The organism is Roseovarius sp. EC-HK134 (assembly GCF_902498815.1).
GTDB lineage: Bacteria > Pseudomonadota > Alphaproteobacteria > Rhodobacterales > Rhodobacteraceae > Roseovarius > Roseovarius mucosus_A.
Genome location: NZ_LR701544.1, coordinates 2332008 through 2357364, shown reverse-complemented (window position 1 = coordinate 2357364; position 25357 = coordinate 2332008). Strand labels below are relative to the sequence as shown.

General features: G+C 61.8%; 26 protein-coding genes. 11 read left to right on the top strand and 15 right to left on the bottom strand.

Going from position 1 to position 25357, the window contains the following annotated elements; all coding sequences use genetic code 11:
- Positions 1-47: 47 nt before the first annotated feature.
- Both GC127_RS15280 and GC127_RS15275 read left to right on the top strand, forming a co-directional pair.
- Positions 48-1055 carry an ABC transporter permease gene (locus tag GC127_RS15280; protein WP_151978748.1) on the top strand — a complete coding sequence of 336 codons (1008 nt, stop codon included), beginning with the start codon at positions 48-50 and terminating at the stop codon, positions 1053-1055.
- Positions 1048-1980: an ABC transporter permease gene (locus tag GC127_RS15275; RefSeq protein WP_008280077.1), complete on the top strand. Its 933-nt coding sequence runs from the start codon at positions 1048-1050 to the stop codon at positions 1978-1980. The genes GC127_RS15280 and GC127_RS15275 overlap by 8 nt, the downstream gene beginning before the upstream one ends.
- A 226-nt stretch (positions 1981-2206) precedes the next feature.
- Here GC127_RS15275 and mltG read toward each other — a convergent pair whose 3' ends face one another.
- On the bottom strand, positions 2207-3364 hold the full coding sequence (gene mltG, locus GC127_RS15270; RefSeq protein ID WP_008280078.1) for an endolytic transglycosylase MltG: 1158 nt from the start codon (positions 3362-3364) through the stop codon (positions 2207-2209).
- Positions 3364-4623, bottom strand: a complete 1260-nt coding sequence (gene fabF / locus GC127_RS15265) for a beta-ketoacyl-ACP synthase II (protein ID WP_008280079.1) — start codon at positions 4621-4623, stop codon at positions 3364-3366. The genes mltG and fabF overlap by 1 nt, the downstream gene beginning before the upstream one ends.
- 204 nt (positions 4624-4827) lie before the next feature.
- Here fabF and GC127_RS15260 point away from each other — a divergent pair, with 204 nt between their 5' ends.
- The 4 genes from GC127_RS15260 to folP all read left to right on the top strand — a co-directional run bounded on the left by GC127_RS15260 (position 4828) and on the right by folP (position 7830).
- Positions 4828-5805: an Ldh family oxidoreductase gene (locus GC127_RS15260; RefSeq protein ID WP_151978746.1), complete on the top strand. Its 978-nt coding sequence runs from the start codon at positions 4828-4830 to the stop codon at positions 5803-5805.
- Positions 5806-5882: 77 nt separating this feature from the next.
- Positions 5883-6287 (top strand): c-type cytochrome, encoded by a 405-nt coding sequence (locus GC127_RS15255; RefSeq protein WP_151978744.1) that lies wholly within the window; start codon positions 5883-5885, stop codon positions 6285-6287.
- Positions 6288-6340: 53 nt separating this feature from the next.
- A complete protein-coding gene (locus GC127_RS15250) occupies positions 6341-6739 on the top strand; it encodes a DUF4864 domain-containing protein (protein ID WP_151978742.1) in 399 nt (132 codons plus the stop codon).
- An 80-nt stretch (positions 6740-6819) separates the two neighbouring features.
- On the top strand, positions 6820-7830 hold the full coding sequence (gene folP / locus GC127_RS15245; RefSeq protein WP_151978740.1) for a dihydropteroate synthase: 1011 nt from the start codon (positions 6820-6822) through the stop codon (positions 7828-7830).
- A 133-nt stretch (positions 7831-7963) separates the two neighbouring features.
- Here folP and GC127_RS15240 read toward each other — a convergent pair whose 3' ends face one another.
- The gene (locus GC127_RS15240; protein WP_151978738.1) at positions 7964-8881 is read right to left on the bottom strand and encodes a DMT family transporter; all 918 of its coding nucleotides are present in this window, start codon (positions 8879-8881) and stop codon (positions 7964-7966) included.
- Between the two features lie 67 nt (positions 8882-8948).
- Positions 8949-9971, bottom strand: coding sequence for a ketol-acid reductoisomerase (gene ilvC, locus GC127_RS15235; protein WP_081508039.1), 1023 nt, complete (start codon positions 9969-9971; stop codon positions 8949-8951).
- A 127-nt stretch (positions 9972-10098) separates the two neighbouring features.
- On the opposite strand from ilvC, the gene GC127_RS15230 reads away from it, so the two are divergent.
- From GC127_RS15230 to GC127_RS15220, 3 genes are all read left to right on the top strand, one after another.
- Positions 10099-10554 carry an Lrp/AsnC family transcriptional regulator gene (locus GC127_RS15230; protein WP_037297168.1) on the top strand — a complete coding sequence of 152 codons (456 nt, stop codon included), beginning with the start codon at positions 10099-10101 and terminating at the stop codon, positions 10552-10554.
- Positions 10551-11009, top strand: a complete 459-nt coding sequence (locus GC127_RS15225) for an Lrp/AsnC family transcriptional regulator (RefSeq protein WP_008280087.1) — start codon at positions 10551-10553, stop codon at positions 11007-11009. Before GC127_RS15230 ends, GC127_RS15225 begins: the two co-directional genes overlap by 4 nt.
- A 64-nt stretch (positions 11010-11073) precedes the next feature.
- A complete protein-coding gene (locus GC127_RS15220; protein ID WP_151978736.1) occupies positions 11074-12201 on the top strand; it encodes an aminotransferase class V-fold PLP-dependent enzyme in 1128 nt (375 codons plus the stop codon).
- Between the two features lie 3 nt (positions 12202-12204).
- On the opposite strand, the gene GC127_RS15215 is transcribed toward GC127_RS15220, so the two are convergent.
- From GC127_RS15215 to GC127_RS15205, 3 genes are all read right to left on the bottom strand, one after another.
- Complete coding sequence (locus GC127_RS15215; RefSeq protein ID WP_008280089.1) at positions 12205-13407, bottom strand: UbiH/UbiF family hydroxylase; 1203 nt, start codon at positions 13405-13407, stop codon at positions 12205-12207.
- Between the two features lie 34 nt (positions 13408-13441).
- On the bottom strand, positions 13442-13660 hold the full coding sequence (locus GC127_RS15210; protein WP_081508042.1) for a hypothetical protein: 219 nt from the start codon (positions 13658-13660) through the stop codon (positions 13442-13444).
- 86 nt (positions 13661-13746) lie between these two features.
- On the bottom strand, positions 13747-14391 hold the full coding sequence (locus tag GC127_RS15205) for a pyrimidine 5'-nucleotidase (protein WP_037297349.1): 645 nt from the start codon (positions 14389-14391) through the stop codon (positions 13747-13749).
- 102 nt (positions 14392-14493) lie between these two features.
- On the opposite strand from GC127_RS15205, the gene GC127_RS15200 reads away from it, so the two are divergent.
- Complete coding sequence (locus tag GC127_RS15200) at positions 14494-15144, top strand: GntR family transcriptional regulator (protein WP_008280092.1); 651 nt, start codon at positions 14494-14496, stop codon at positions 15142-15144.
- On the opposite strand, the gene GC127_RS15195 is transcribed toward GC127_RS15200, so the two are convergent.
- On the bottom strand, positions 15085-17016 hold the full coding sequence (locus tag GC127_RS15195) for a glycosyltransferase family 2 protein (protein WP_151978734.1): 1932 nt from the start codon (positions 17014-17016) through the stop codon (positions 15085-15087). The genes GC127_RS15200 and GC127_RS15195 overlap by 60 nt on opposite strands.
- Positions 17017-17111: 95 nt before the next feature.
- Positions 17112-18260: a glutamine-hydrolyzing carbamoyl-phosphate synthase small subunit gene (gene carA, locus GC127_RS15190; protein ID WP_151978732.1), complete on the bottom strand. Its 1149-nt coding sequence runs from the start codon at positions 18258-18260 to the stop codon at positions 17112-17114.
- 163 nt (positions 18261-18423) lie between these two features.
- On the opposite strand from carA, the gene GC127_RS15185 reads away from it, so the two are divergent.
- Positions 18424-18882 carry a GatB/YqeY domain-containing protein gene (locus GC127_RS15185; RefSeq protein WP_008280095.1) on the top strand — a complete coding sequence of 153 codons (459 nt, stop codon included), beginning with the start codon at positions 18424-18426 and terminating at the stop codon, positions 18880-18882.
- 6 nt (positions 18883-18888) lie between these two features.
- On the opposite strand, the gene GC127_RS15180 is transcribed toward GC127_RS15185, so the two are convergent.
- Genes GC127_RS15180 through nosZ form a run of 6 tightly spaced genes read right to left on the bottom strand, consistent with a single transcriptional unit; the run spans position 18889 to position 25356 of the window.
- Complete coding sequence (locus tag GC127_RS15180) at positions 18889-19803, bottom strand: FAD:protein FMN transferase (RefSeq protein ID WP_151978898.1); 915 nt, start codon at positions 19801-19803, stop codon at positions 18889-18891.
- 1 nt (position 19804) lies between these two features.
- Complete coding sequence (locus GC127_RS15175) at positions 19805-20377, bottom strand: nitrous oxide reductase accessory protein NosL (RefSeq protein ID WP_151978897.1); 573 nt, start codon at positions 20375-20377, stop codon at positions 19805-19807.
- Positions 20374-21207: an ABC transporter permease gene (locus GC127_RS15170; protein ID WP_151978896.1), complete on the bottom strand. Its 834-nt coding sequence runs from the start codon at positions 21205-21207 to the stop codon at positions 20374-20376. Before GC127_RS15170 ends, GC127_RS15175 begins: the two co-directional genes overlap by 4 nt.
- Positions 21204-22100, bottom strand: coding sequence for an ABC transporter ATP-binding protein (locus GC127_RS15165; protein ID WP_217524493.1), 897 nt, complete (start codon positions 22098-22100; stop codon positions 21204-21206). Before GC127_RS15165 ends, GC127_RS15170 begins: the two co-directional genes overlap by 4 nt.
- Complete coding sequence (locus GC127_RS15160; protein ID WP_151978894.1) at positions 22066-23400, bottom strand: nitrous oxide reductase family maturation protein NosD; 1335 nt, start codon at positions 23398-23400, stop codon at positions 22066-22068. The genes GC127_RS15165 and GC127_RS15160 overlap by 35 nt, the downstream gene beginning before the upstream one ends.
- Positions 23401-23403: 3 nt before the next feature.
- Positions 23404-25356: a TAT-dependent nitrous-oxide reductase gene (gene nosZ / locus GC127_RS15155; RefSeq protein ID WP_151978893.1), complete on the bottom strand. Its 1953-nt coding sequence runs from the start codon at positions 25354-25356 to the stop codon at positions 23404-23406.
- Position 25357: the final 1 nt, after the last annotated feature.

Genomic DNA, 25357 nt, shown 5'->3' with positions numbered 1-25357 from the left:
CCTTGCTTGCCCGACAACGATAAGAACGACCCGCAAAGGCGCCGCGCATGCTGACCTATACGATCCGACGGCTTGTCCTCGCGATCCCGACGCTGCTGTTCATCAGCCTCGTGATCTTTCTCCTGCTCGAACTGGCCCCCGGCGACCCGATGGCGCAGGTGCCGCTGACCGTGCCCCCCGACGTTAAAGAAAAGATGCGTCTGGCGCTTGGTCTGGGCGAGCCCACGCATATCCGTTTCGTCAAATGGATGTGGCAATTCTTTGTGGTCGAGCCGATGATGCTGATCGACTGGCTCTTTGGCACGAGCATGGCCGAAGGGCAGCAGCGCGTGCTCAGCTGGCAATTCCGCTCGCCGGTGATGGATGTGATCGTGCAGCGCATGCCGCAGACCCTCTGGGTGGTGGCGATGTCCTATGTGGTGGGCATCCTCATTGCGCTGCCCATCGGCATCTATTCCGCCTACCGACAATATTCCGTATTCGATCAGACCGGCACTTTCATCACCATGGTCGGCTATTCCGTGCCGCCGTTCTTTTCCGGCGTGTTGGTGATCGTGATCTTTTCCGTGCAACTGGGCTGGCTGCCCTCGATCTATGACACCACGCTGGTGGTGGTGGACTGGGCCACGTTCAAACAGCAACTGATGCAGATGGTCATGCCGGTCATGGTTCTGGCGCTGCAAACGACCGCCCAGATCAGCCGCTTCATGCGCGCCTCGATGCTGGACAATCTGGGTCAAGATTACGTGCGCACGGCGCGTGCCAAGGGGCTGTCGGAATGGTCGGTGGTCATGGTGCATGTGCTGCGCAACTCGATGATCCCGGTAATCACGGTCATCGCCCTTGGCGTGCCGTCGATCTTTGGCGGGGCGATCATCACCGAACAGATTTTCAAGGTGAACGGGCTTGGCCAGCTTCTGATCACCGCGATCGAGGCCAACGACCTCCCGATGGTGCAAACCGTGACCTTCATGATTGCCGTGCTGATCGTGTTTTTCAACATCGTCGCCGATGTGCTCTACGGCGTGTTCGACCCGAGGATTCGCTATGACTGAACCCCAAACCCCCATCGCGGCTCTCAAGGATACCGGCCCCACCGCCCCGCCGCGCAGCCAATGGCGCGATGTCTGGGATCAGTTCAAGAGCCACCGGGGCGCGCTGATTGGCGGGATCGTTCTGCTCGTCATCATCGCCGCTGTCTTTCTTGGCCCGCTGGTCTGGCCCTATGACGCCACGTTCATCGACATTCGCGCCCGCAATCAGGGGCCAAGCTGGACGCATCCTTTTGGCACCGATCAACTGGGCCGCGATACGCTGGCGCGGATGATGGCGGGGGGGCAGACCTCGATTGCGGTGGGGTTGACGGCGATGCTCTTGGCGCTTGTGCTGGGCTCACTGGTCGGGGTTCTGGCGGGGTTCTTTCGCCGCCTTGACGGGCCGCTCATGCGCCTCACCGATCTCTTCCTGTCGCTGCCGCTTCTGCCGCTTCTTTTGGTGATGGTGCTGCTCTTCCGTGAGGCGCTCAATGGCGTGTTCGGCCCCGAGCGGGGTATTTTCATCCTCATCGTGGTGGCCATTGGCGTGACAAGCTGGATGCCCACCGCCCGCATCGTGCGCGGCGATGTGCTGGCCTTGAAAGAACGCGAATTCATCCTCGCCGCCCGCTCTATCGGAACCACCAATTTCGGCCTCATCACCCGGCATATCCTGCCCAATGTGATGTCGCCGATCATGGTCTCGGCCACGCTCGGCATCGCCAATGCCATCATTACTGAAAGCGCACTGTCGTTTCTGGGCTTGGGCTTCCCGCCCGATTTCCCGACATGGGGGCGGCTCTTGAACGACGCCACGCAGTATCTACAAGACTACCCCGAGCGCGTGTTCTGGCCCGGCCTTGGCATCTCGCTCACGGTGCTGTCGATCAACTATATGGGCGACGGGTTGCGCGATGCGCTCGATCCGAGGATCCGGGGGCGGTGAGGGGGCTTTAACGCATGGTCAGTATGTCACCCGCGCGGAACAAGGCGCGGTACGCGCCGCCGCGGGATCGCTGGGCCGTCCCGCGGCCTAGCGATTTTGAGGCGTAGCACTACTCTGCTGGGTCACACGGACTTGACTGGCATAAAGTGGCATCCAATTCCGTTGTTTCGCTAGACCCCGACCCAGCGACCGCGCGGCTCGCCGCTTGGAAACGCCCCTTAACCCCTCAGTTATTCCCGCGCTCTGCCTCGATGGCGCGCCAGCGGGCGACGTTGCGGTTATGCTCATCCAAAGTCTCGGCAAAGGCATGGCCACCGGTGCCATCGGCCACGAAGAACACGTAATCCGTGGTGTCGGGATCAACTGCTGCCTCGATGCTAGCGCGGCCCGGATTGGCAATGGGCGTGGGCGGCAGCCCCTCGATCACATAGGTGTTCCAGGGCGTCGCGCCGCGCAATTCGCTCTGCCGCAGACCCCGGCCCAACACGCCCTTGCCCTCGGTCACGCCATAAATCACCGTCGGATCAGTCTGGAGCCGCATGCCGCGATTGAGCCGGTTGACGAACACGCTCGCCACTTGCCGCCGCTCATCCGCCACGCCGGTTTCCTTTTCGATGATCGACGCGAGGATCAGCGCCTCTTGCGCGGATTGCAGCGGCAGGCCCTCGGCCCGCCCTTGCCACGCGGCTGCCAGAATGACCGCCTGCGCCTCGCTCATCCGGGTCAGCACGCTCTCGCGCGTGTCGCCGGCGCGCACCTCATAGCTGTCGGGGGCAAGCGTGCCCTCGGCTGGCACCTCGGCCACCTCGCCGGTCAGCACATCGACGGATTTCAACCCCTCGACCACCTGCCAGCTTGTCACGCCTTCCGCCAAGGCCACGCGATAGCGCGTATCGGCCTGTTCGCGCACCTGCGTGAATTCCGCCGGAACCTCGCCCTCGGCGGCTGGATCGAATTTGGCCCGTTCCTCATAGCGGCCCGTGGCGGCATCCAATTCCCGCACCACCACTTCGGCGCTTGTCACGCCCAAGCGATACACCACTTCGGTGCCACAGGTGCTGGCCCCACCGCGCGTGATGATATCGGTGATCTCCGCCATGCTGGCAGCTTCTGGGATCAGCCAGCTTCCGGCCTTAAGCAACGCGTCCTTCTCGGAATATTCCGCACCGATGCGGAAAATCGCGCCGCTCGTCACTGCCCCGTCACTCTCTAACCGGCTCGAGACCCGGCGCATGGTGCTGCCCGGTTCAACCCGCAGGCAGATCGCATCCGACAACGGCCCGCGCGCCGAATACTGCTGCTGCCCCCAGAGGATCACCCCGCCCAGCAGAAACACCGCCACCACCAGAAGCGTCAGGAAATTCGAGACGATGTGTCGCCACATCAGCGCGGTTTCCCGACGATCAGCGCCGCATTGGTGCCGCCAAAGCCAAAGCTGTTGCTCAGCGCCACGTCAATCTTGCGCTCGCGCTTGGCATTGGGTGCCAGATCAAGCGGCGTTTCCACCGATGGATTGTCCAGATTGATGGTGGGCGGGGCCACCTGATCACGGATTGCCAGAATGCAAAAGATCGCCTCAACCGCGCCCGCAGCCCCCAAAAGATGCCCGACCGATGATTTCGTCGAACTCATCGTCACATTCGCCGCCGCATTGCCCAAGAGCCGCTCAACCGCCTGCAATTCGATGGTATCCGCCATGGTCGATGTGCCATGCGCGTTGACGTAATCAATGTCCGATGGGTTCAGACCGGCGCGCTGTAGCGCCGCTTGCATCGCCCGGAACCCGCCATCGCCCGTCTCGGACGGGGCAGTGATGTGATAGGCATCGCCCGACAGACCATAGCCCAGAATTTCGGCATAGATTTTCGCGCCACGCGCCTTGGCATGCTCGTATTCCTCAAGCACCACGACGCCCGCACCTTCGCCCATGACAAACCCGTCGCGGTCCGCGTCATAGGGGCGGCTTGCGGCCTGAGGATCATCTGCGCGCTTGGTCGAGAGCGCCTTGCAGGCGTTGAACCCGGCAATCCCGATCTCGCAGATCGAGGCTTCGGCCCCGCCCGCCACCATCACATCCGCGTCGCCCCACTGAATAAGACGCGCCGCATCGCCAATCGCATGCGCGCCGGTGGCGCAGGCGGTCACGACCGAATGGTTCGGTCCCTTGAACCCATAGCGAATGCTCACCTGACCCGAGATCAGGTTGATCAGCGCGCCGGGAATGAAGAACGGCGACACCCGCCGCACGCCTTTTTCGCGGATGATACCGGCCGTTTCCTCGATCGAGCGCAGCCCCCCGATGCCCGATCCCAGCATCACGCCAGTACGTTCGCGCGCGGCCTCATCCTCGGGCATCCAGCCTGAATCCTCGACCGCCTGTTGGGCAGCGGCAATGCCATAGAGGATGAAATCATCGACCTTGCGGCGCTCTTTCGGCTCCATGTACTTATCGGAATGAAAGGTGCCATCGGTGCCATCGCCAAGGGGAATCTGACAGGCGTATTTCGTCACCACATTGACGGGGTCAAAGCGGATGATGGTTCCCGCCCCCGATTGCCCCGCCAATAGCCTGCTCCAGGTCAGTTCGACCCCATCAGCCAGCGGGGTTACGAGACCCAGACCTGTGACAACGACACGCCGCATGATGCTGCCTTTCCCTTGTGTGTTCTTTTGCTGCTCTTACCCCGCCTTGGCCCCAAGGGGCAAGAGCATCGCACCATCCCCTGCAAGGCCCCGCCAACCGCCGTCACTTCGGCTGGGCTGAACTCTGCTTCAAAAGGATTGGATTGACCGCGCCCACCCCCCGCACCCATAGCTGGCGCGCAGCTATCACAAGAGGGCAGAGCCATGGCCGATATCACCTTGCACGAGATCGAAACGCGCACCACGGCAGCCCTCATTCGGCATGGGGCGGCCCCGTGGATCGCCGCCGAGGTGGCCCGCGCTGTGCGCGCTGCCGAAAGCATCGGCAACCGCATCTGCGGCCTCTACTACCTAGAAAGCTATTGCCAGCAATTGCAGACAGGCCGCGTCAACGGCACGGTCGAGCCAGAGGTAAGCCAACCGCGCCCCGGCGCGGTCTTGGTCGATGCGCGCATGGGCTTTGCCCAACCCGCCTTTGCCCGTGGCATCGACCGTGCCGCAGCAGCCGCGCGGATCAATGGCGTCGCCAGCCTTGCTATCGGTCACGCCCATACCTGCACCTCACTGGGCTATTTCACCGAACAGATCGCACGGCGCGGGCTGATCGGATTGGGGATGACCAATGCCTCGCCCATCGTTGCCGCACCGGGCGGCAAGACGCGGGTGATCGGCACCAATCCCATCGCCTTTTCCGTGCCAGACGGGCAGGGCGGCCTTGCCATGCAATTCGATCAATCGACCACAGTCGTGGCGCTGGGCAAGATCACCATGGCCAAGGCGGCAGGCCAGCCTATCCCGCTGGGCTGGGCGCTTGACGCTGAGGGAAACCCCACCACCGATCCCGAGGCGGCGCTGAGCGGCTCCTTGGTCAGCATCGGCGGGGCCAAAGGCTGGGGCCTTGGCCTTATGGCCGAGCTTTTGGCCGCAGGCATGACCGGCGGCGTGGTCAGCCGCGATGTGAACCCGCTCAAGGCACCGGATGGCCCGCCGCATGATCTGGGGCAATATTACCTGCTGATGGACCCGGACCTATCCGGTGTCTTCTTCGACCGGTTGGCGCAGGTGGCCGAGGGCGCAACCACGGATGCAGGCGCGCGCATGCCGGGGCAGGGCAAAAAGCCGTGCGATCCCGTCACCGTCCCGGACCCGCTCTGGGCGCAGGTGCGCGATCTGGCCGGTTGATCCCGATCAAGGCACCGGGCACGCTCCAGACCTATAAAAGAGAACCACCGCCTTTGGACACCGCAAGGAGACCTCTTATGCGCGCGACACTCTCGATCGTAATCTTGGCAAGCCTCACTTTGACAAACGCCACGCAAGCCCAAGACATCCGAGCCGGAACCCAGACCTATGAACGCTATTGCGCCGCCTGCCATGGGCATGACGCCACCGGCTTTGGCCCGATGCGGGCGGTGCTGACACTGCTTCCCACCGATCTCACCGCGCTCAAGGCCACGAACAATGGCCATTTCCCGGTTGAACGGGTGGTGCGCCGCATCGACGGGCGTGATCCGCTGGTGTCGCACGGCAGCCCGATGCCGATCTATGGCAGCTTCTTTGAGGATCGCGATACCGGCCTCAAGACCGAGCGCGGACAAATCATCCTGACCAGCCAGCCGGTGATTGATCTGGTGGCCTATCTCGAAACGCTGCAAAAACCCTGACCGCTTGACGCAATCATAGAGGGGGCTAATTCTGGCATAGCGAGAGGTGTGCCATGCGCTCTATCATTCTGTCTTTGATCCTGATGCTCGGTCTCGCAGCGCCCCTGCGCGCGCAAGAGGGGGCACAGGCTGTCATCACCGCGCAGATCGAGGCGTTTCTGGCACAGGATGTCAGCCGCGCCTATGGCTATGCCAGCCCCTTCATCCAGCAGAAATTTGCCACCCCCGAACAGTTCGGCGCGATGGTGCGCGACGGCTATCCGATGGTCTGGCGCCCCTCTGACGTGACCTTTCTTGAGATGCGCGAGATTGCCGGGCGGCTTTGGCAGGGCGTGCGGGTCGTGGATGCGGCGGGCGCGGGCTGGATCGTAGACTACGAGATGATCGAGACGCCAGAGGGCTGGCGCATCAACGGCGTTCAGGTGCGCCCCGCCCCGGATGCCAGCGTTTGATCCCGCGCAGGCGGGCTTGACCGCAGAGGTTCACCCGCTTACCTCACCGGCCTGATCCCCATGCCGCGTTGAGGCCCCATATGCCCTATTACCGTCCCATCCCCCGCACCGATCCCGCCCGCCCCATGGGCGCGCTGACGCTTGCGGGCGGCTGGTGCTGGTTCGATACGGTCGAGGTGCTGGATCGCACCGCGCCCTCTTACCTCATGCCCGCCGCTGACCTGCCGATTGAGGCGCTGCATCGCCTGACCACGCCGCGCGCGCCGGTGGCGGGGCTCGATATGACCGCGCCGCAGATCATGGGTATCCTCAACGTCACCCCAGACAGCTTTTCCGACGGCGGTCAGCATTTTGATCCCGAAGTGGCGCTGGCCCATGCCCGTCAGATGGCCAGTGACGGGGCCGCAGTTTTGGACGTGGGCGGCGAATCCACCCGCCCCGGTGCCGCCCCCGTGCCCGTTGAGGATGAAATCACCCGCACCGCCCCGATCATCTCGGCCCTGCGCGCGGGCCTGACCACGCCCATTTCCATCGACACCCGCAAGGCGGCGGTGGCGCAGGCCGCCCATGCGGTGGGGGCCAATCTGATCAACGATGTGGCGGGGCTAACCTATGATCCCGCCTTGGCCCCCTATGCCGCCACCCATGCCCTGCCGGTTTGTGTGATGCACGCCCAAGGCTCGCCCGAGACCATGCAGCAAGACCCGCGCTATGACCATGTGCTGCTCGATGTCTACGACTGGCTCGCCGCCCGGATCGAGGCGCTTGAGGCCCTTGGTATCCCCCGTGCGCGCATCATAACCGACCCCGGCATCGGCTTTGGCAAGACCGTTGCGCATAACCTAACCCTCCTGCAAAACCTCTCGCTCTTTCACAGCCTCGGCTGTCCCGTTCTCCTTGGGGCCTCGCGCAAGCGCTTTATCGGCGAGATCAGCCGCACGCCGGTTGCTGCTGACCGTATCCCCGGCTCTCTCGCCGTGGCCTTGGGCGGTGTGGCACAAGGGGTGCAGATCCTGCGCGTGCATGACGTCCCCGAGACCCGCGCCGCACTTGATCTCTGGCGCGCCACTCTCGTCGCGCCGCGCGCCTAGGCTTTTCAAAATCAGCTTTAGGGCTGTGACTTGTCCACAGGATGCGGCCGGTTTCTTACCAAATCCTGATCTGGGCGCACGCATGGGGCTGAATCTTACAAAATCCGGGGTGATTTCGTAAGCTCTGTAAGGCTCACCTTGCGCCAAAGACCCGCCGCAAAGCGCCCCATTGGCTCATGCCAACACCGACCAGAATCAGCGTCATCGCCGCCAGCAAACTTGGCGGCAAAACCTCGGACAGCACGAGCGCCCCAAGGATCACCGACCACACCGGCACCATGTAATTGACAAGGCTGAAAAAACTCGGCCCCGCCTCGCGGTTGACCTGCACCAGCAACAGTTGCGCTACGCCAGTCGGCAGGATGCCAAGATAGAGCAAGGCCAATAAACTCTTTGTATTCAAATCAGTAGGCAACCCCTCAACCACCAACGCCAAGGGCACAATCATCCCCGCTGCCAGCGTCAACACCAAAGCGGACAGCGACAAACGGTCCACCTCTGGCGACAGACGTGTAGCAATCGAGCCGATCGCATAGCCCCCCGCCGCCCCAAGGCAGGCCAATCTTGCCAAGGATTCCAGATCCTTACCGGTCGAAGTGAAGGCTTCTGGCCCGATCAACACGACAACCCCCGTCGTACCCAGAACAAACCCCACCAAACGCCGCACATGCATCCGCTCTCCGGGCACCAGAAAATGCGCCAAGGGCAAGATCAAAAGCGGCACCGCCGCCATACACACCCCGGCAAATCCCGAGGCCACAGATTGCTGCGCCCAAGACAAGAGGATGAATGGTAAAACGTTTGAAAACAACGCCATGACAAGTGCGAATTGCCAGATGCGCGCCCCGTCCGGACCGCGCAAAGCAGGCAATTTCCGCCCTTTCAACCGCAGCAGGCAGAGCAAAAAACCCGCCCCCAACACGATCCGCACCGCCGCCACGAAGAACGGTCCCGCCCCGGTCAACGCGACCGAAACGAACATAAAGGACGCGCCCCAGATCACGCCCAAGGCACCGATCCTCAGCCAGTTGAGTGCGGAAATCTCTTGCATGGAGGGGCCTTTCAGACACGAAAGGGCACCCGCAGGGGATGCCCTTTCGCTTTGGATTTCAAGGGGTTCAGTTCTTGCTTTGATCCACCAGCTTGCCTGCGGAAATCCACGGCATCATAGCGCGCAGCTTCTGGCCGACTTCTTCGATCTGATGCGCGTCGTTCATGCGGCGCGTGCCCTTGAAGAAAGGCTGGCCCACGGCATTCTCCTGCATGAAATCACGCACGAATTTGCCGGTCTGAATGTCGCGCAGAATGGCCTTCATCTCTTTCTTGGTCTGCTCATAGGGCAGAACCCGCGGACCGCTGACATATTCACCATATTCGGCGGTGTTCGAGATCGAATAGTTCATGTTGGCGATACCGCCTTCATAGATCAGATCGACGATCAGCTTCACCTCGTGCAAGCACTCAAAGTAAGCCATTTCAGGGGCATAGCCCGCTTCGACCAGCGTCTCGAAACCCATGCGGATAAGTTCGACAAGGCCACCACAAAGCACGGCCTGCTCACCAAAGAGGTCGGTCTCGCACTCTTCGCGGAAGTTGGTCTCGATGATCCCCGAGCGCCCGCCACCGATGGCCGAGCAGTAAGAAAGCCCAATTTCCAAGGCCTTGCCGGATGCATCGTTGTTGACCGCCACAAGGCAGGGCACGCCGCCGCCCTTGACATACTCGCCGCGCACCGTGTGGCCGGGGCCTTTGGGCGCCATCATGATGACGTCAACGCCTTCTTTCGGTTCGATCAGGCCAAAATGGATGTTGAGGCCGTGGGCAAAGGCAATCGCCGCGCCGGGGCGGATGTTGTCATGTACGTATTTGCGATAGGTTTCGCCCTGCAATTCGTCGGGCATGGTGAACATCATCAGGTCGCACCAAGCTGCGGCTTCTGCGATACCCATGACCTTTAGGCCCTCAGCCTCGGCCTTCTTTGCCGATTTCGAGCCTTCGCGCAGGGCGACGACCAGATTTTTTGCGCCTGAATCCCGCAGGTTAAGCGCGTGGGCATGACCTTGGCTGCCATAGCCAAGAATGGCGACCTTTTTGTCTTTAATCAGGTTGATGTCACAGTCACGATCGTAATAGACGCGCATGGCGTTCTCCTCTTCGGTTGATAGGCGCATCATAGGCATGACCGGGCGAAAGAGACTGGTGATTTCGGATTATTTCTGGTAAAGTTCAGCGTAATCATTCTCCATAAGCTAGAATATGGAAGAAACTATGCTCGATGATACTGATCGCCGCATCTTGCGCCACTATCAACATGCGCCCACCCTTGGGGCGTCGGACCTTGCAGAGCGCGCGGGCGTGACCTCGGCAACCTGCGCCCGCCGGCTAGAGCGGATGCAACAAGAGGGCGTGATCCGGGCCAACCGCGCCGTGATCGACTGGCGCGCGCTTGGCTATGAGGTTGAGGTGTCGTTGCGCATCACGCTGGATAAAACACAACCCCGCGCCTTTGACGAGTTCATCGACGCCGCAAGAAACGTGCCTGAAGTCATTGAAATACAGACATTTCTTGGACGTGTTGATCTGCGCCTTTCGGTCATTGCGCGCGATATGGCGCATTACCAACAGCTTTATCGCAGCGCCATCCTGACCCTGCCGCATATCGCCGATATCGAGGCGCTGATGCATGTGGCGCGGATCAAATCCGACGAGGTGCTGCCGCTGTGATCGAGCTGGATACCCTCGACAGGCTGATCCTGCGCGAGATGGTGCGCGATGCCACTCAATCTGCAAGCGCGATTGGCCGCGCCCTTGGCCTGTCTCAGCCCGCCACATGGCGACGCCTGCAACGGTTGCGCGATACGGGGGTCATCAAGGGGCAACGCCTTGAATTAGATCACGAAAAGCTCGGTTTCGGAGTCTCGGTATTCCTTGGCGTCAAACTTGCCACCAAGGGCCGGGTCAGTCTGGAAGATTTCGAGCGCGCCGTCAGCGCCATCCCTGAAGTGCAGACGGTCGAGCATATCTTGGGCCTTTACGATTATCGCTTGCGGGTCGTGGCGCGCGATATTTCTGATTTTGAACGTGTTTTGCGCCGCCGGATCATGACCCTGCCGGGGGTGGGCGATGTCGAGGCGAATGTCCTTTTGAGCGAGGAGCGCCGCCCCGGCCCCATCGGATGACGTGCCGCACTGGACTTATGGGTGAACCCGCGCCATCTTGCCCGCAAGATAGAGGAGACATTCCATGACGGCCCTGCTTGACCATGTCGATCCCGATGGACTTTTGGAGTATTCGGTGGTGTTCACCGATCGCTCGCTCAACCATATGTCTGCCTCTTTTCAAGAGGTTATGTGCGACATTTCATCCATGCTCAAGGATGTCTATGCCGCGGATGCGGTGGCGCTTGTGCCTGGTGGCGGGTCTTATGCGATGGAATCTGTCGCTCGGCAGTTTGGCCGTGGCGCACATGCGCTTGTCGTGCGCAACGGCTGGTTCTCGTTTCGCTGGAGCCAGATTTTCGACGCAGGACAGTTCACCTCTGACACCACCGTCTGCATGGCCCGGCAAACTGGCAACGGGGCGACCACGCCCTTTGCCCCGGCCCCCATCGAAGAGGTCGTGGCAAAAATCCATGAAGCAAAGCCCGACGTGGTCTTTGCCCCGCATGTGGAAACCTCGGCGGGGCTGATCCTGCCTGACGATTACATCACTGCCTTGGCCAATGCGGCGCATGAGGTGGGCGCGCTCTTGGTGCTGGATTGCATTGCTTCCGGCTGTGCTTGGGTTGATATGCGCGCGACGGGCGTTGATGTGCTGATTTCCGCGCCGCAAAAAGGGTGGTCGGCCTCGCCTTCTGCCGGTTTGGTGATGCTTTCGGCGCGCGCGCTGGAACGGCTGGAAGAAACGACGTCCGACAGTTTTGCGCTCGACCTCAAGAAATGGCGCGCGATCATGCAGGCCTATGAAAATGGCGGCCATGCCTATCACGCGACCATGCCCACCGACGCGCTGCGCGGCTTCCGCGACACGATGATCGAGACCCGCGATTATGGGGTCGAGCGGCTGCGCGATGCGCAATGGGACTTGGGCAATGGCGTGCGGGCGATGCTGGCCGCGCGCGGCGTGACCTCTGTCGCCGCCGAAGGCTTTGGCGCGCCCGGCGTTGTCGTCAGCTACACCAGCGATCCCGATATCCAGAACGGCAAGAAATTCATGGCAGAAGGTATGCAGATTGCCGCCGGCGTGCCGTTGCAAGTGGGCGAGCCCGAGGGCTTTCGCACCTTCCGTCTTGGGCTTTTTGGTCTGGATAAACTCTATGACGTGCCCGCCGCACTCAAGCGGTTGGAAACGGTCCTAGACAAGGTGCTCTGAGCCTTAGCCCCGTGCGCCAAGACCCATCTGCATCAGGGTTTTGCGTACTGGGGCCAGCGAGTAAATCGCGCTCAGCGCCTGTGCGCGCGCATCCCGCAATGGCTGTGTGCTCAGCATCGACGCGCGATTGAGCAGGTCGATCCCCGTCACGCGCGCCTGCACCTCGAAATGCCTGCGACGATGATAGGTGTCGAGCATGGTGCGGTCGCCCAAGGCCTCGGGGTTCGCCTCGGCCAGTTCCAGCAACACCCGCATATCGCCAAGCGACATATTGAGGCCCTGCGCGCCAATCGGTGGCACGACATGCGCAGCCTCGGCGACAAGCGCCACGCGCTCGCCTGACATGCGCTCTGCGACTTGGCTGATGATCGGCCAGACGGTGCGGCGTGATGCCAATGTCAGCGGGCCAAAAAGATGGCAAGACCGCACATTCATCGCAGCCTCGAATTCGGGCTCTGGCAGGGCGGCCAAACGCGCAACCTCTGGCCCTTCTTCCATCCAGACGATGGCCGAGGATGGCCGCCCGTCGTGATCGGGCAGGGGCACAAGGGTGAACGGCCCGCCAGAACGGTGGATTTCAGTCGAGACATTGTCATGCGGGATTGGGTGGGTGACGGCAAAGGCAAGCGCCTTTTGACCGTAACGCGTTGTTTTAACGTGAATTCCTGCCGCCTCGCGGATAGGGGAGCCCCGCCCATCGGCGGCGATCACTAAGCGGCATCGCACCCGAGTGCCGTCGCTCAGCCCCACGCGCGCCTCGGCTTCGCGGGTAAAGAGCGTGGCGGTGCCGGTGCCGGGTTTGAACGTGACCGAGGGCAGGCTTTCCAGATGCGCCACCATTTCACGGCGCAAAAGCCAGTTGGGCAGGTTCCAACCAAAAGGGCGCTCGGAAATATCGCTGGCGTTGAATTCACGCACGACGCGGGGTTCGGGCAATTCGCCACCTGCATCAACGATCCGCATCACTTGCAGGTCCGTGGCATGCGGCGCAAGACGTGCCCAAAGGCCCGCCCGATCAAGAAGCGCCTGCGCCGGCTGCAAGAATGCTGTGGTTCGCAGGTCTGATCCAGCCGCATCGCGCGCCGTCACAGGCGGGGCTGGATCGACGCAAAGCACCGAAAACCCCGCGCTCCCAAAGACGGCAGCCGCGGTCAGGCCAGCAACACCGCCGCCTGAAACCACGATATCATACGACGCCTGCGTCATTCTCAAAGTCTCCGAAATGGGATCTAGCGTCGGCTCAGCCCCGAGAAATCAGGATCAGCATCACCCAGATGACCGGAACCAGCGCCAGCGCCGGGATATAAAGCCCCGGAATGCCCCAGATCGCAATGCTCGTCGCCCATCCCGCCAGAAAAACCGCCACGCTGAGCAGGATCGGGCCAACGGCGGCGGCATCGGGATCATGGCTTTTGGCGGTGTTGTGGGCGGCAGTGGTGGGGGCTGTCGTCGCGGTCATGGCGGGCCTCATGGATCAAAGATTACTCTTGTGATGCATAAATATGTCCCGCCCCCCGCGATCAAAGGGACGTATCGCCGCAGCGCTTAGATGAGCCGCGCCAGAAACCCGCCCAGATCATCGGTGTGGTGATGGATGTGTTCGGCTTCGATCCGCTCGGGGGCGACATGCACGGTTCGCATTCCCATGGCATGCGGGGCCGCGAGATTGCGGGGCTCATCCTCGAACATGGCGGCTGTATCGGGGGCGCTCTGGTCTTGTGTCAGAATGGTCCGAAACGCCTCGGGTTCCGGTTTGGGCCGGTAGCCTGCGTGTTCCACGCCGTAAACGGCGTCAAACGCCCCCAAAAGCCCGCGCGCCGCGATCACCCGCTCGGCGTAGGGGGCAGAGCCGTTGGTATAGACGATCTTGCGCCCCGGCAGGGCGCGAATGGCGGTATTGAGCGCGGCATCCGGTTCCAGCTTATCGAGCGAAATGTCATGCACCGCCTCAAGATAAGGGCCGGGATCGAGATCATGCAGCCGCATCAGCCCCGCCAGCGTCGTGCCATGTTCACGCCAATAGTCATGTCGCAGCCGGTCTGCCTCGGCATGGGTGACACGCAGCATATCCATCACAAACCGGGTCATCCGCGCCTCGATCTGATCGAAAAGGCGGGCAGAAGGCGGATAGAGCGTGTTGTCGAGGTCAAAGACCCAGGTGCGGATATGGGTGAAATCAGGTTTGGGCATGGCGCTGATATAAGCGGGCGCGACATTGCGCGCAATCGCCCAAGGCTTGATCCCGCGCTCAAAGCGCGTAAGGTTCCCAGCCAATGCACAGAACAAACGGACATGCCGATGAAACCGCCCCCTACAGATGCCTATTCGTTGATCCTTGAGGCAATCGATGTCGGCATCTTCAAACCCGGAGACCGTCTGGTCGAGAGCGATCTGGCCGAACGCTTTGGTGTGTCGCGCACGCCCATCCGCGAGGCGTTGCAGCGGCTTGAAACGCAATCCATGCTCACCCGCGACGGGCGCAGCCTGATCGTGTCCTCTTTGGATTACAATCAGTTGGCCGAGCTTTATGTGGTGAGGGCAGAGTTGGAAGGGCTGGCGGCAGAGCTGGCCGCGCGCCATGCCACGCCCGAAGAGGTGCGGGTGTTGCGGGATATGGTGGAAGATGATCGCGCGCTCTTGGGCAAGCCGGTGGAACTCGCCCGTGCCAATCGGCGGTTTCACAAGCAGATACATCTTGCCTCGCACAACCGCTTTTTGGTGCAACAGTTGGACCTTGTGCATCGATCCATGGCGCTTTTGGCGACCACGTCTCTTGCGGCGGTCGGTCGGGATGAGGATGCGCTGCGCGAACATGATGCGATCGTGGCGGGGATTGAGGCACATGATAGTGCAGGGGCCGCGCAGGCCCTGCGGGATCACATCTCAAAGGCCTTTGTGACCCGGCTCAAGCTTGATTCCGGAGAGGTCAAATCCACCGTCTGAGTTTGGTTGACCACGCGCCGTGACCGAGAGGCCATGCGTGGTTTTGTCCCAAAAGAATGGCTTTAAGATGAGCTCATACAGCGCCTTATAGGCGGCAATTGTCCCGAGTGGTGTGTAAAAATGCATCGTCGGGGCCCATGCCATCAGATGCCGGTGTCGCGGCCCCGAGACCGAAGCCATGTGGATAGAGACATTCAGAACCTCTACCAGCAAGAACAGGCTGCCCAACGCCACCAGCAGCGCATGTGGGACGACCGTGTCGAGCGGGTGGGGCAAGCCAAAGAGAACCAGCCAAAAGGACCAAAGGACCGGTGCCAGCAGGAATTGTGAAAGCGCCGAGACGAAATGCGCCTGAAACCCCCAGAACTTGCGCGGTCCAAGCTGTGCATAAAGCAGTCTGGGCTGCCGCATATGCACCAGATAGGTGGTCATATACCCCTTGAGCCAGCGAGAGCGCTGTTTGATCCAAGGCCAGGCTCGGCAATTGGCCTCTTCCTCGGTTACGGTATGGATCATCTCCGTACGATAGCCATGCCGGGCAAGGCGAAAGCCAAGGTCGGCATCTTCGGTCACATTGTGCGCGTCCCATCCGCCCAATTCCTCGAGCACGTCACGCCGGAAATAGAGTGTGGTCCCGCCAAGGGGAATCGCCAGCCCGAGACGCGCCATGCCCGGCATCAAGGTGCGAAACCATGCCGCGTATTCGATGGTGAAACAGCGCGCCAGCCAGTTTTGGCTGGGGTTGTAATAGTCGAGAATGCCTTGAAGGCAGGCCACCTCTTGTGGCACCTGCTGAAAGCGGCGCGCAATGATCGTGATCTGATCGGCTTCGGGCGCATCCTCGGCGTCGAAAATGCCAATGATGTCGCCCTGACAGAAATCTAGCGCGTAATTCATCGCGCGCGGCTTGGTGCGCGGTTTGCCATCGGGTACGATCACGGGCCGCACCCATGGCGGCAGATCAATGCCCGCCAATGTCTGACGGGTTAGCGCGTCTTCTTCCTCGAGCACGAGGATCACGTCGAGCAGGCATTTCGGATATGTCAGGCGACTGAGGCGGGCGATAAGCGCATGGGCAATCTCGGTTTCGCGAAAGAGCGGTACGAGGATTGATACCTTGGGCAGGGGCCGTGGCGAAGAAGGGGCGGGGGGCGCATCAGAGCGGCCAGAGGTCTGTGCTACAAAGGCCGCGATTTTCAACCCGGCAGAGACGATGAGCGTAAAGCAGGCCCAGACCGCAAAGATGGAAAAAACCGTGATCGGAAAGGCGAGGCTGAGCGCCACAAGCACCGCAAGTGCCGCGAGCGTCAGGTGCAGGCGGCGGTTTTGATGGGCACCCCAGGTTCGACAACTCTCGATCTCGGGCACGCGCGCCTCGGCCATGCTGCGCAAGATGTCGCGATGCTCATGCGCGATGCGGTCCTGTATCGCGTGGCGCGGCGCCATCACAACGCGCGCGCGGTCTAGCTTGCGGGGCAGGGCAGGGCGCAGAGAGGCAAGGCTGTCTGGCCCACCAGTGGCAAGAACAGGAACGCCAGCAGCGGACTGGATCGGCAACACGCCATGTTTCAAAAGAAATCGCGGATCAAGACCGGACTCAACCAGTTCTGCGCGCATCACATCCTCGGCGCTCAGCCGCGTGCTTGAGAGGCGGCGGGCGTGGGCGGCGAGCAAGTCGTCTTCCGTGGCCAGCCCCTCGGCTTGAAGAATGCGGTCGAGCGACGTGTCGCAATGCCGCCGCACCAATTCGGCCAGCGTGGCATCCGAACGGCTGATCTTACCGGCGCGCACCAATTCGCGGCCCAGTGGGTTGATCGGCACCCGCGCGCCAGACCCTTGCGCCCGCATGTGACGCAGTTCGGAAATTCCCATATCGCGACCTTTCCCCTTGCGGCTGAGGAAAGACTAGGGCGCGCTTGGTTAACGATGTTTTAACGACAGGTTAACAGCCGAAGGATTATTCGGACTTATTTGGCCATAGAGGCCGCGAATCGCTCAAACAGGTAAAAGCTATCTTGCGGACCGGGGCTGGCTTCGGGGTGGTGCTGCACCGAAAAGACCGGACGATCCTTGATCCGGATACCGCAGTTTGATCCATCAAACAAAGAGACATGCGTCTCGACCACCCCGGTGGGCAGGGTCTGGCTGTCGACGGCAAAGCCGTGATTCATCGACGTGATTTCCACCTTGCCGGTTTCCAGATCCTTGACCGGGTGGTTGGCGCCGTGGTGGCCGTGGTTCATCTTGATGGTCTGTGCCCCAAGCGCCAAGGCCAGCATCTGATGCCCAAGGCAGATGCCAAAGAGCGGCAGCCCCGCCTCAAGCACACCTTGGATCATGGGCACGGCATATTTGCCCGTGGCCGCCGGGTCGCCGGGGCCGTTGGACAGGAACACGCCATCGGGGGAATGGGCCAACACATCCTCGGTGGTGGCGCTTGCGGGTAGCACGGTCACATCGCATCCGGCGCTTGCCAAACAGCGCAGGATATTGCGCTTGGCACCGTAGTCGACCGCAACAACCTTGTGACGCGCGTCGGTTTGGCGCAGATAGCCCTCGGGCCAGGCCCACCGCATTTCGTCCCACCGATAAGACTGCGCGCAGGTCACATCCTTGGCCAAATCCATGCCTTCGAGCCCGGCAAAGCTGCGCGCACGTCCCACCAAAGCCTCGACATCGAATTTGCCGTTGGGATCATGGGCAAGGGCCACATGCGGCGCGCCCTGCTGACGGATCGCACGGGTCAGGCGGCGGGTATCGATGCCGCCAATCGCGATGCGGCCCCGCCGTGCAAGCCAGCTTGTCAAATGTTCCTGCGCCCGCCAGTTGCTCGGCTCGGTCGGGTCCCATTTTACCACCATGCCTTCGGCTACCGGCTCGGCGGTTTCGTCGTCTTCGATGTTCACGCCGGTATTGCCGATATGCGGAAAGGTGAAGGTCACGATTTGTCCGGCATAGCTGGGATCGGTCATGATCTCTTGATAGCCGGTCATCGCCGTGTTGAAGCAGAGTTCCGCTGTGGTCACGCCGACCGCGCCGAACCCGTAGCCATAGAACAGCGAGCCATCGGCAAGGGCTAGGCAGGCGGTCGGACGGGGGGTGGACGCTTGGGCCATGGGGGCGAGTCTCCGGCTCGGGCAAATTTGCGCATACCTACGGGTGGGCTGGGGGCGGGTCAAGGGTCTGATCGCGGTGCTGGGGCGACCAGCACAGCGGTTGCCATCGCCCACGCTTGGCGCTAGGCTCCCGCTCTTGTGACGATCATGGGGATGAAACGGAATGGAACTGCGGGCACGGGTCGATCAGGCCCTGAAACAGGCGATGCGCGACAAGGCGGCAGGCCGTTTGGCGACCTTGCGTCTGATCAACGCGGCGATCAAGGATCAAGAGATTGCCGGGCGCAGCGCGGACGGGACTATCCCGGTCGGAGACGCGGAAATCATGGCCATTCTCGCCAAGATGACCAAGCAGCGCAACGAGAGCGTGCGCGCCTATGAAGAGGGTGGGCGGCTTGATCTGGCCGAGCGCGAGCGCGACGAGATCCGCATCATCGAAGAATTCCTGCCGCGCCAATTGGCCGAAGACGAAATTGCCGCTGCAATCGACAAGGCGATTGCCGATGTGGGGGCCACCACGATCCGCGACATGGGCAAGATCATGGGCAAGCTCAAGGAACGCCACGCGGGCCAGATGGATTTCGGCGCGGTTGGTCCGCAGGTCAAGGCGCGGCTGGGGTAAGCTGCCTCAGACGGCGGCGCTCTGCACCACCCTGACGCCAGAGATGGCAGATTCGGCCCGTTTGATGTCTTGGGCGGACATCAGGCACATGGCGGTGCTGAGCGCATCAGCCATGGCGGCGCTTTGTGCGGTGACGCTGATGAGGTGCCAGCGTGGCGTAGCAGGGGTGCCGGTGCGGGGATCCAGGATATGACCCGCTGTGCCCTCTGCATCAAAGACAGTGCCACGCGGGGCAGAGGAGGCCAGAGCGCGGTCGCGCAGGCCCAGATGCGGGCGGCCGGGCGTGTCTAGGATCACGGGCCAGTCGCCGCCATCCGGATGCCCACCAAGGGCGCGCAACTCTCCAGTGTCGATCAAGATGTCGCTCAGCCCTTCGGCCTGCAAAAGATGCGCGATGCGATCCGCGATATAGCCCTGTGCGATGCCATTAAGCGTGAGCGCCATACCGGGCCGCAGATTGATGGCGGTGGCGCTGTAGCGCAGATCGCTCCACGTTCCATGGGCGCGGGCATTGGCAATCTCGGCCTCTGACGGGGCATGTCCTGCACCATAGCTATGCGCGTAGAGATCCCAAAGCGGTTGAACAGTAGGATCAAAGAGCCCATCCGTGGCGCGATGTGCTGTGGCGGCGATGGTTAGACAATCCAGCAACTCGAAAGGTGGTGCGTCGAGGTGCCCGCTGGCGTTCAGTTGGCTCAGCGCGGAGGTGCTGCGGTAGAGGCTGAAGACCTGCTCCAGCCGTTCGATCTCGGCGCGGGCGGTTTCGGTGATCCGCTCTGCCTCGGGGTGGCTGAGCGTGATCGTGGCGCGTGCGCCCAAGGCGATCCCCTGCCAGCGGTGCAGGGGTGTGGCCTGAGCAGAGCGGGAACACGAAAGCGCTGCGGCAGAGATGGTCAAAAAACGGCGGCGGGAGAGGGTCATGTCAGTTCTGCCTTTCGCGGGACAGGTGTTTTAGCCGTGCTTCGAAATCTTCGTCTTCGTCGCGGTCGGTGATGCCGGTGGCGATAGGCACGGCTGATAGCACATCGGTATCCGCCACCTCGGCCAGCCGCAGAACATGCCCGCCGCGCGTATCGGCAAAGGCGGCAGCATCCTTGGCGTCGAGAAACGGCACCAATTCGGGCGCGTCCATGCCGCCCGTTGCCGTTGATCCGACCACGTAATGGGCCGATGTTGCGTCGATCCAGTTCTCGGCGCCGGGCTGGTCCCAACTGGCGGCGGCGGCCATGTCGTTGACGTAGATGGCCGTTATGGCGTGGCTTTGTTCTGGCATGCGTTGATAGGCGATGGCGTCGCGCACCTGACTGAAGAAGAGCGGGTGATCGAGACCCTCAAGATGGACCTGCGCCTTGGGGCCGGGATGCTCGAGCAGGTCCATTTGGCAGTAATGTCCGGTTGCCTCGGCCGTCAAAGGCACAGGGTCAGGGCGTGTGGCCACCTCTTCCTTGCAGGCGGCAAGGGCGAGGAGCAAGAGCAGGAATGGGAGCCATTTCATGGTGTGACCCTCCGCAGCGCTGCGACCGCCAGACCAAAGGCAGCAAGGGGCCAAAGCAGGACTGAGATCAAAGCATGGAGCGCGGGAATGGTCTGGGCCGCCCCGCCAAGGCCAGAGGCCGCCGCCGTCGCCTCGGATGCGGCAAGGTTGTAGAGGCGAAAGGCATCGGCGGGATTGGCCAGCAAAAGCCACGGCAGGGCGCGGGCGGTAAAGACCCCGCCACCATCTGCCACGACCGCCGCCAAAAGACCCAGATCGTAGAGCACGACCAAGGCCAGCCAGACGCCGATTGCCAGCCCCGCCGCTGCCCCCGGACGCCGCGCGATGGCCGAGAGCGCATAGCCCAAGGCGAGAAACACCGCCCCCAACAGGATCGAGGACCAGAAGAGGCGCAAAAGCGCGGGCAGGCCTGTCACCGCCTCGGGATCGGTGGCAAGCGCGGTGATGGCCGCCAACCCATAGCCCGCGCCCACGGCAATCGTCAGCACCGCCAGATGGGCGATGAACTTGCCCATCAGGATGCCGGTTCGAGAGACCGGATAGGTCAGCGTCAGCGAAAGCGTGCCGCGCTCGATCTCGCCTGCCACGGCGTCAAAGGACATCAAAAGCGCCATCAACGGCACGAGATAGACGCCAAGAGACGTCAGGCTTGCCACCGTGACCGAGAGCGCATCCACGCCCACGTCGCCGGTTGGGGCGCTGCCCGCCGCCGAGAGGACAAGTGCAAAGAGCGCCATCAACGCAACGGTGATCGTCACCCAACGATTGCGCAGCGCGATGCGGAATTCGGTGGTGCCAAGGGCGAAGACGGGGCGAAAGAAGGCGGTCATTGGTCATCTCTCCGGCTGAAATGGCTGTAGAGGTCTTCAAGGCTGGGCGGGATGATTTCGACGTCCTCAATCAGCCCTTTCAGTGCAGCAATATGGCCAAGGCGGGTCAGCTTCTCGTCATGGGCGCAGGTCAGATCGACCATGACGCCGTTGCGCCGCCCCCCAGACAGTTGCGCCGCCACCTGATCCGCCGCCCCCGGGCGTGCCGAGATTTGCAGCCGAATTGGCAGCGCGGCCTGACGGCGCAGGGCATGCAGCGTGTCATTCGCCATGAGACAACCCTTGGAGAGGATCACGATCCGGTCGGTGCGGGCCTCGACCTCGGTCAGGGCATGGGAGGAGAGCAGGATTGCAGCACCTTCTGCGGCGAGACCGTCGAGGATGGCGTAGAACTCGCGGCGCGACACCGGGTCGAGACCACTGGTCGGCTCATCAAGGATCAAGAGACGAGGTTGGCCGATGAGGGCCTGAGCCAGCCCGACACGCTGGCGCATGCCCTTGGAATAGGTGCCGATGCGGCGGCGGGCGGCCTCGCCCAATCCCACACGCTCCAACAGGCCCATCGCCTGCGCCGGATCGCAATCGCGCAGGCGCAGGTAGAGGCGGATTTGTTCAAGACCGGTCAGGGCCGGGTGAAAGGCCACGTTTTCCGGCAGATAGGCGGTGCCCTCGCGGGCGGCCTGACTGCCGGGGGCGGCCCCGAGCACCTCGATCTGACCAGAGGTGGCGGGGATCAGGCCAAGGACGATCTTCATCAACGTGGATTTGCCTGCGCCATTGTGGCCAAGGAGCGCCACCCGTTCACCGGGGGCAACGGTAAAGTCCACCGCATCAAGCGCGGTGACGCCATCGTAGCGCTTAGTGACTTGCGAGAGGGTCAAACGGGGCATCATCTGTCTTTCTGTTGCGTGCGGCGGTCATGGCCTCAGCTTCCATTGCAGCGATAGTATCCGGCACTGTCACGAGGACGGGCCGCATCAGGGGCGCGCTGTCCAGCACGCCACCGGGCAGGGAGGCGGGGAAATGTTTCTGGCTCCAGCGGATCAGTTGCACAGCGGGTGCGCCCATCAAGAGGCTGGCGGCAGGTTGCGACCACAGGATTTGGTCCATCAGGTCATTGGGGCGAAAGCTGGCATCGGCGATGCCATTGCCATCCAGATCAAAGGCGGGGTGGTCCGACCAATAGTTGCCGCGCCCGTCATAGCTCCATTCCACATTCTTGGTGCCGACGTATTTCACCTGCGTCCGGTTGCCGACAAAGGCGTTGCCGGTGATCGCATTGCGTTCCGATCCGGCGGTGAAATGAATGCCGATCTCGCAGCCTTCAAAGCGGTTGTCATAGATGAGGTTGCGGTGAGCGTTGTAGATAAACGTGCATTTCTCTACGCCGCCCCGCACCAGATTGCCGCGAATATCGGCGTTGTTGGCGTAGTTGAGCATGAGGCCGTGACTGCGGTCTGCGAGGCTGAGATTGTCATGCACGGTAATGCGGTTCGAGAACATCAGCGCAAAGCCAAGGGTGTTGCCGATCGAGATATTGCCCGACACCTCGGAATTGTTGGCATACATGTAATGCACTGCAAAACGCAGGTCGCGCATCAGGTTGCGGCGAAAGATGCCGTCGTTTGAGGCATTCACAAAGATGCCGTCACGGCCAAGGCGGATGTCGTTATCCTCGATGATCGTGCCCGGCGCATTCCAGACATAAACCCCATTGCCACGGCTGTTCATATGGTGATCCGTGCGTCCGACAATGCGATTGCCGCGCACGGTGGCGTTCTTGGGACCATGCACATCGACGCCGTAGAGATTGCCCAAGATGTCGTTGTCTTCGACCAGCACGCGCGCGGCACTCCGGGTGATCTGAACGCCGCTGTCGATAGCGTCGTGATCGCTGCCCGATCCGGTCAGGGTGAGGCCGCGCACGGTGATATCGCTGCCAGTGATGGTGACAACGCTGCCAACACCGCCTGCGTCGATGGTGGCTTTGCCTTGCCCGTCGAGGGTAATCGCGTGATCGAGTGTCACCGGGCCCGCATGCAGGCCCGGTTCAAGGGTCAGCACATCGCCGGGCAGTGCCCCGGCGATGGCAGAGGTAAGCGCCCCGATCTCGGCTGGCACCCGGCGTTCCGCCGCATCGACCAAGGTCGCTGCGCCGCACAAGAGGATCAGGCTGAGAAAGAGGCGCAACATGGCTTAGGCGCCTTTCGGTTCTACGAACATGCGACCGCGCATTTCCATGTGCAGCGCATGACAGAACCACTGGCAATAATACCAGTAGACCCCCGGCTTGGCCGCCACAAAGGTGGCCGAAGCGGTGGCCTGCGGGGCAAGTTCCATCGCCACGCCGTGATCGCCCATGCAGAAGCCATGTGTCAGATCGTCGATGTCATCGAGGTTGGTGATGATCACCGTCACCTCATCGCCTTCCTTGACGGTAAAGCTTTCGATGCTGAAGGCGGGGGCCACGCTTGACATATAGACACGCACTTTGTTGCCATCGCGAATGATCGTATCGGCCCATTCGTCGATGTTGACCCCGTCCTTTTCAGCCTGCGCGCGGGCATCAGCCCACATCGGATCGTTACGGTCCCAGGCATTGCGCGGGTTCACAACAGAGCGGTGGACGATGATGCTGTCATGCGGTTCTGCAAAGGTCGGGCTGTCATGCAAGAGCGTCAGGTTGGTGCCGTCCAACGAGAAAAGCTGCTCGTTCTCGGGTTTCAGAGGGCCGACGTTGAGAAAGCGATCCTTGGAAAACTTGTTCATCGAGATGAACCACTTACCATCCGCCTCAAGCGTCTCGCCCATGGAGGTGGAGTTGTGGCCGGGCTGGTAATGCACATCCACCTTGGAGCGGATCGGATCGACGTTTTCGCCCGCATAAGCGCGCACCGCATCCTCAATGTTCCAAATCACCACCTGACTGTCGAGAAAGAGCGTGGTGAGCGCGTTGCCCTTGCCGTCAAAGGCGGTGTGGAGCGGCCCGAGGCCCAATTCCGGCTCGGCCACCACGACAGAGCGTGGATCGGCCCCCTCGTAGAACACGGCATCCAACTTGCGCACGTCGATCACCGAAACAGTAGGCGAGAGTTTTCCGGCGATGCAGAGGTGGATCTTGTCTGGTGCCATGTTGCAGCCATGCGGGTTGTTTGGCACGGGGATGTAGCGCGTATAGTCCTTGTTCTGGCCTTTGCGCCCGTCGATCACCTTGACGCCGTTCAATTCGATGAAATCGCCCGCCGCGATGCCTTTTTCGATTTCGGCAAGGTTGAAGACGACGACGTGATCGCGCTCGGCTTCCGTCATCTCAGGCAGCGAGATGCCCATTTCCGAGTTGTAAGAGGTCGAGAAGGCATACTTGCCGTCGTAATCGGCATCGGTATTGTCAAGGTTGCCCGAGACCATCACCTGCCACGCCACTTCCATCTTGTCCGCGTCGATGGCGGTGTAGAAGTTCACATATTGCGACGGGTCATCCAGAATTTGGCCGTCATTGACCATCGGGCCCTCATCCTCGCCATTGGCAAAGACATAATTGGTGCGCGGCCATTTTTGCGGGCGCAGACCGTGGATCGCCTTGGCATTGGGGATTTCGAGGATCTTGTCAGCCTTCATCACGTCCAGCCGCACACGCGCGACGCGGGTATTGGCCTTGTCGTTCATAAAGAGGAAGCGACCGTCATATTTGCCCTCGGTAAAGGACATGTGGACATGGTGCAGGTCGCCGTTGTCATGCACCTTTTTGCCATTGGCCGCGAGGTAGTTCTTGGTGCGCTCTGACATGCCCTCGGTCAGCACCTTGAGGGATTCATTGGTCTGACCCCAGCCGGTTGCCGAACAGCGGTTGAACACTGGAATTCGCATGAATTCACGCATCGACGGAATGCCGAGGATACGCACCTCGCCGGTCTGACCCGAAGACCAGAACCCGTAATATTCATCGAGTTCGCCGGGGGCCAGATGCGACGAGGCCGCAGCCGCTTTGGCAGTGGTTGGCGCGGTTGCAGCGGCGGTCGCCACACCGGCGGCCCCACCCAAAAGCGCCATGCGCGAGGCACCCATGGCCCCAAGGGCCGCAGCCCCGCCAGCAGTGGCGCCCAACAGGCCCCTGCGGCTGATCCCGGATTTCTTGACATCGTTTGACATG